At 75.2% G+C, this 5,865-nt stretch carries 5 protein-coding genes; 3 read left to right on the top strand and 2 right to left on the bottom strand.

Features of this window, described 5'->3' with window-relative positions:
* Window positions 1-192: 192 nt before the first annotated feature.
* Window positions 193-777 (bottom strand): TetR/AcrR family transcriptional regulator, encoded by a 585-nt coding sequence (locus tag GT045_RS20800; RefSeq protein WP_161335079.1) that lies wholly within the window; start codon window positions 775-777, stop codon window positions 193-195.
* A 177-nt stretch (window positions 778-954) separates the two neighbouring features.
* Between GT045_RS20800 and GT045_RS20795 the strand changes: the two genes are divergently transcribed.
* The 3 genes from GT045_RS20795 to GT045_RS20785 all read left to right on the top strand — a co-directional run bounded on the left by GT045_RS20795 (window position 955) and on the right by GT045_RS20785 (window position 4,445).
* Window positions 955-1,812: a MoxR family ATPase gene (locus GT045_RS20795; protein WP_161335078.1), complete on the top strand. Its 858-nt coding sequence runs from the start codon at window positions 955-957 to the stop codon at window positions 1,810-1,812.
* Complete coding sequence (locus tag GT045_RS20790; RefSeq protein ID WP_161335077.1) at window positions 1,809-3,161, top strand: VWA domain-containing protein; 1,353 nt, start codon at window positions 1,809-1,811, stop codon at window positions 3,159-3,161. The genes GT045_RS20795 and GT045_RS20790 overlap by 4 nt, the downstream gene beginning before the upstream one ends.
* A gap of 288 nt (window positions 3,162-3,449) precedes the next feature.
* Window positions 3,450-4,445, top strand: a complete 996-nt coding sequence (locus tag GT045_RS20785) for a D-cysteine desulfhydrase family protein (protein ID WP_161335076.1) — start codon at window positions 3,450-3,452, stop codon at window positions 4,443-4,445.
* Window positions 4,446-4,696: 251 nt separating this feature from the next.
* On the opposite strand, the gene GT045_RS20780 is transcribed toward GT045_RS20785, so the two are convergent.
* Window positions 4,697-5,374 (bottom strand): hypothetical protein, encoded by a 678-nt coding sequence (locus tag GT045_RS20780; RefSeq protein ID WP_161335075.1) that lies wholly within the window; start codon window positions 5,372-5,374, stop codon window positions 4,697-4,699.
* Window positions 5,375-5,865 lie beyond the last annotated feature (491 nt).

Here is a 5,865-nt window from a genome sequence, read left to right as displayed (position 1 = left end):
GGCGCGCCGGGTGTGGCCCGTACGGAGGGCCGGGGCGGCGCGCCAGGCGGCCCGTACGGGGGGGCGGCTCGGCGCGCCGGGGTGGGTCGCACAGGGGGTGGGTCGGCGCGCTGGGGTGGTGGCCCGTACCGGAGGCTTGAGGGCGGCCGGTGGCACGTCCAGCGGTGGGTGGCCGGGTCCGGGCCGCGCCCTCTAGGTCAGGCCGGCCGCGTCCAGCAGCGCGGTCACCGTCGCCGTGACCAGCCCGTCGTCCAGCCGCTCCACCCCCGCGCCGGCCCGGGCACTGGCACCGTCGAAGACCAGGACGAGCTGGCGGGCGAGCAGCCCGGGATCGCGGGCGCCGCCCCGCTCCGCCTCGGTGCGGAAGCGTGCCGTCAGACGGTCCTTGACCTGGCGGGCGACCACGCTCGCCGGGTGCGCCGGGTCCTTCAGTTCGACCATCACGGCCAGGTAGGGGCAGCCGTGGTAGCCGGCGTCCCGGGAAGCGCGCGTCAGTCGGTCGAAGACGTGCAGGATCCGTTCGCGCGGGGTGGCGCGGTCGGCGTCGGGGTGGGTGAGCTGGGCCTCGTACCAGGGGATGCGCCGTTCCAGGCTGGCGGCGAGCATCGCGTCCTTGCTGTCGAACAACTGGTACATCGACCGCTTGGACACGCCCGCCTCACGGCACAGCGCCTCGATGCCGACGGAGACGCCGTCCTGGTAGGACAGCCGGGCGGCGGCGTCGAGCAGCCGGTCGCGGGGCGACGCCTTCCCCGGTGCTCGCTCTGTGGTGGCCATACGCCGAGACTACCGCGCCGCGGCGGAAGAGAAACCGATCGGTGTATACCGTGGCGCGGTGGCTGAACAAGCGCTTAGATAGAGGCGTCGTGACCCGCCGCCCCGCGGACCCGCCACCCCCTGCACTCCGCTCCCCGACCCGCCCGACTCCGCTCCCCGACCCGCCCGGAGGCCCCGTTGTTCACGTCCGTCGACGACGTCTCCGCCCGTCTCGCCGAGACCGGCTACCTCGCCTCCCCCGCCGTCGCCACGACCGTCTTCCTCGCCGCCGAGCTGGGCAAACCGCTGCTGGTCGAGGGCCCCGCCGGAGTCGGCAAGACCGAGCTGGCCAAGGCCGTCGCCCAGGTGACGCCGGCCCGGCTGGTACGTCTCCAGTGCTACGAGGGCGTGGACGAGTCCCGGGCGCTGTACGAGTGGAACCACGCCAAGCAGCTGCTGCGCATCAGCGCCGGCCGCGACGAGAGCTGGGACGACGCCCGCACCGACATCTTCAGCGAGGAGTTCCTGCTCCCCCGCCCGCTGCTGACCGCCATCCGCGGCGACGAGCCGACCGTGCTGCTCATCGACGAGACCGACAAGGCCGACGTCGAGATGGAGGGACTGCTGCTGGAGGTGCTCAGCGACTTCCAGGTCACGGTCCCGGAGCTGGGCACGGTCACCGCCACCCGGCGGCCGTTCGTCGTCCTGACGTCCAACGCCGGCCGTGAGCTGTCCGAGGCGCTGCGCCGCCGCTGCCTGTTCCTGCACATCGGGTTCCCCGAGGAGGAGCTGGAGCGGCGCATCGTACGGCTGAAGGTGCCGGACCTCGGCGAGGCGCTGACGGAGTCCGTGGTCCGGGTGGCCGGGGCGCTGCGCGCGATGGACCTGCGCAAGGTGCCGTCCGTCGCCGAGACCATCGACTGGGCGCGGACCCTGCTGGCCCTGGGCGCCGACACCCTGGACGAGAGCGTGGTCCGGGACACCCTCGGGGTGATCCTCAAGCACCAGGACGACATCCAGAAGGCGGCGGCCAAGCTCGATCTGGGCGCCCTGTGACCGACGTCGCCGACCGGATCACGGGCCTGGCCGGCGCGCTGCGCGCGCACGGGGTGCGGATCGGCACGGGCGAGACCGTGGACGCGGCCCGCGCGGCGCGGGCACTGGGCCTCGCGGACCGGGAACTGCTGCGGGAGGGCCTGGCCGCGACGCTGCTGCACGGCGCCGGCCAACGGGCCCTGTTCGACTCGGTCTTCGACCTGTACTTCCCGCGCGGCGTCGGCGGCCCGCGGGACGCGCCCCGGGACCGGGAGACCCTGCGCGACCGGCTCGCCGAGGCGCTCGCCGACGACGACCGGGCGCTGATGGCCCGGCTGGCGGCGGAGGCCGTCGACGGTCTGGGCGGATACGGGAACTCCCCGGGGTCGGACGGCTGGTCGGCGTACCAGACCCTGGACCGGCTGCGCCCGCAGACCCTGCTGGCCCGGGTGCGCGCGGACGTGCGGGGCCGGGACGGCGGCGGCGCGCAGTTCGCGGACCGGCTGCTGGACGACGAGATCCGGGGGCGGATCGAGGAGTTCCGGCGGATGGTCGGGGCGGAGGCCAGGCGCCGGGTCGCGGAGCGGCGCGGCCGGGACGACATCGCGCGGCGGGCCGTCCGGCCGACCGCCGACCGGGTCGACTTCCTCGTCGCGAACCGGGAGCAGCTGACCGAGCTGCGCAGGGCCGTGGCGCCGCTGGCGCGCAAGCTGGCCACCCGGCTCGCCGCGCGCCGCCGCCGGGCCGCACGCGGCACGATCGACCTGCGCCGCACACTGCGCTCCTCGCTGTCCACGGGCGGCGTGCCGATGCGGCCCGTGCTGCGCCGGCGCCGCCCGGTCCGCCCCGAACTGGTGCTGCTGTGCGACGTGTCCGGCTCGGTGTCCGGTTTCTCGGACTTCACGATGCTTCTGGTGCAGGCCCTGCACGACGAGTTCAGCAAGGTCCGGGTGTTCGCCTTCGTCAACCGGCTCGACGAGGTGACCGGCCTGCTCGGCCACGGCCGCGCCGACCCCGACGGGCTGAGCGCCCGGATCCGCGCCGAGGCCACGCTCACCGGCTGGCACGGCAGCAGCGACTACGGCGTGGCACTGGGCGAGTTCGCCGAGCGGTACGCCGGTGCGGTCGGCCCGCGGACGACGGTGTTCGTCCTCGGGGACGGGCGGACCAACATGAGCGACCCGAACCTCCCCGCCCTGCGCGAGGTCGCCGGGCGCGCCCGGCGCGTCTACTGGCTCAACCCCGAGCCGCGCGACCTCTGGGGCACCGGCGACTCGGCCGCGCCCGCCTACGCGGACCTGGTCGAGATGCACGAGTGCCGGACGGCCCGCCAGGTCGGCGCCCTGATCGCGCGGCTGCTGCCGGTGTGACGGCGGGGCGCGTGGGCGCGGGACGTGTGTGACGGGCGGATTGGTCCGGTGGTGAGGGACCTGTGTGGCGGGCCGACGGGGTCGGTGGCGGTGGCTCGCGAGTGACCCGGGACACGTGGCCCGGGACACGTGGGTGGTGCCGGTGACGCCGGGTGTACCGGCGTGATCGACTGGCCACGGTGCCGGACGCCCGGACCCGACGCGCTGACCGCACCGCCGGACGCGTCCGGTCGGACGGGCCCCCGCCGGCCCCCGCCCCCGATCCCGACCCGACCCGAGGACCCCGCCATGAGCCACCACCAGCCGGTGCCACCGCACCCGCCCGTGCCACTGGGCACCTTCCCCACTCCCGTCGAACCCGCGCCCCGGCTGGCCGCCGCGCTCGGACTCGGGGCGGACGACCTGTGGGTGAAACGGGACGACCTGACCGGCCTCGGCGGCGGCGGGAACAAGATCCGCAAACTGGAGTGGGTGGTGGGCGAGGCCCTCGCCGAGGGCGCGGACACCCTCGTGACGACCGGAGCCGCACAGAGCAACCACGCCCGGCTGACCGCCGCCGCGGGCGCCCGGCTGGGGCTGGACGTCGTCCTCGTGCTGCGGGGCTCCCCCGCCACCTCGTGCTCCGGGAACCTGGCCCTGGACGGCCTGTTCGGGGCCCGGCTGGCGTGGGCCGGTGAGGTGGACCAGGCCGGACTGGACCGGGCGGCGGCCGACGTCTGCGCGCGCCTGCGGGCGGACGGCGCCCGCCCGGCCCGGATCCCGTTCGGCGGTTCGAGCGTGCTGGGCGCCCGGGGTTACGCGCGCTGCGGCGAGGAACTGCGCGAGCAACTGCCCGGCCTGCGTACGGCGGTGGTCGCGCTCGGCTCGGGCGGCACCATGGCCGGCCTGGTCGCCGCCCTCGGCAGCGCGTCGGTGCTCGGCGTCGACGTGGGCGCGCTGGCCGACCCGGCCGCGGCGGTGGCGGAGTTCGCCGCACCGCTCACGGACGAGCCGGTCACGGCCCGGCGGCTGCGCGTCCGCCGGGACCAGGTGGGCGCCGGGTACGCGGCACTGACCGGCCCGGTGACCGAGGCGCTCCGCCTGGCCGCGCGCACCGAGGGCCTGGTGCTGGACCCGACCTACACGGGCCGGGCCCTGGCCGGTCTCCACGCGGCCGTCCGGGACGGCGACATCCGCCCGGGGGAGAAGACGGTGTTCGTCCACACCGGCGGGGTGCCCGGCCTGTTCGGCCACCCGGCCGCGATCGCGTTCGCGGAGGAGGGGGCGCGGGTCTTCGGTGAGTGAGGGGCGGCCGTGTTCCACGGCGCCGCCGGTGCCCGGCCGACCGGGGCCGCAACAGCGGAGGCCGGTACAGCCGTGAACGGCGCAACCGTGAACCGCCGGCCGTGAACGGTAAAGCCGTGAACCGCCGGGCGTGAACGGTAAAGCCGTGAACCGCCGGGCGTGAGCGGTAAAGCCGTGAACCGCCGGGCGTGAGCGGTAAAGCCGTGAACGGTACGGCCGCTGCCGTGGCGGCCGTGTCCCGCCGGCCCCTGTCAGCCCGCGCTCTCCCCCGCCGGCCGGCGCAGGGCCGGCACGTCGACGACGTCGGTCACGGTCGCACGGCGTACGGCCAACAGGGCGCCCAGATAGGCGAGATCGAGCAGGAAGCAGCCGACGTAGAGGTAGGACATGAGGGCGTTGTCGTAGCGCGGCGCCCGGTCGGGACCGGTGAGCATCGCGAGGGAGGCGCAGGCCGTGCCGAGCAGCTTGGCCAGCGCGATGCCCACGGACTGGCCACGCGTGCCCCGGCGGGCCGCGAGCATCGCGAGGAACATCGCGGACATCGCCAGGTTGCTGCCGAACGCGGTGACCGTGCCGGCGCCCTCGTCGAACTGCTCGGAGGCGAAGTCCATGCCCGGGTAGGCCAAAGCCAGCAGTACGGCGAGCGCGGGCAGGTACAAGCGGCCGGGCAGGTAGGGGAACTCGGACCGGCCGTGGCGTACGACCGTGTAGCCGACGGCGAGATCGAAGCAGAACCACACGATGTTGACGACGTGCATGACACCGGACGGGGGCCGCACGAACGCGAACGTGAACTCCCAGCTGATGTTCGTGGCGAAGGCGACGACGGGCATGCCGAAGGTGTGCTCCCGCAGTCCCGTGCGGATGAGCAGCACATAGACGACCGTCCAGAACACGCCCGTGCCGAGCAGGAACACCGTGTGCGCCATCTGCGTCCCGACCCCCGGATCAACCGTCCCTCAGGTGCACGCCGGTGACTACTCTGGCACGACGACCGCTGCCCGCACACCGTCGAGGGCGACGGACGGCAGCACGGAGCCACCCTTGCGCCCCCTGCCGGGGAGGTCCGCCCTCACGGCCGTCGGCGAGGGCGCCGACCACAGGCCGGCGTACCGGATCTCCCGCCCCCTCAGGCGCAGCGCACGCGTCGCCCACGGCGGCCGGGGTGGAGCGGCGGTCCGGTGAGGGCGGGGCGGCGATCCGGCGAGCGCGGGGCGGCGATCCGGCGAGCGCGGGGCGGCGATCCGGCGAGCGCGGGGCGGCGATCCGGCGAGCGCGGGGCGGCGGTCCGGCGAGGGCGCCGGAAATTCGTGGGACCTCACCCGCAACCTCGCCCGGGGTCGGGCGTCTGTCGGGGTGGAGGCCTCCACTTCGACCAGATGCCCGACCCGAGCGACCGAAGGAACCCATGTCCGCACAC

This window comes from Streptomyces sp. SID486, from assembly GCF_009865385.1.
Lineage (GTDB): Bacteria > Actinomycetota > Actinomycetes > Streptomycetales > Streptomycetaceae > Streptomyces.
The sequence above is the reverse complement of the archived record's forward strand: the minus strand, read 5'-3'. Positions and strand labels throughout refer to the sequence as shown.

Coding starts and splice junctions, on each gene's coding strand:
- GT045_RS20800 (WP_161335079.1), bottom strand. CDS start 777: ATGGCCACCACAGAGCGAGCACCGGGGAAGGCGTCGCCCCGCGACCGG.
- GT045_RS20785 (WP_161335076.1), top strand. CDS start 3,450: ATGAGCCACCACCAGCCGGTGCCACCGCACCCGCCCGTGCCACTGGGC.
- GT045_RS20780 (WP_161335075.1), bottom strand. CDS start 5,374: ATGGCGCACACGGTGTTCCTGCTCGGCACGGGCGTGTTCTGGACGGTC.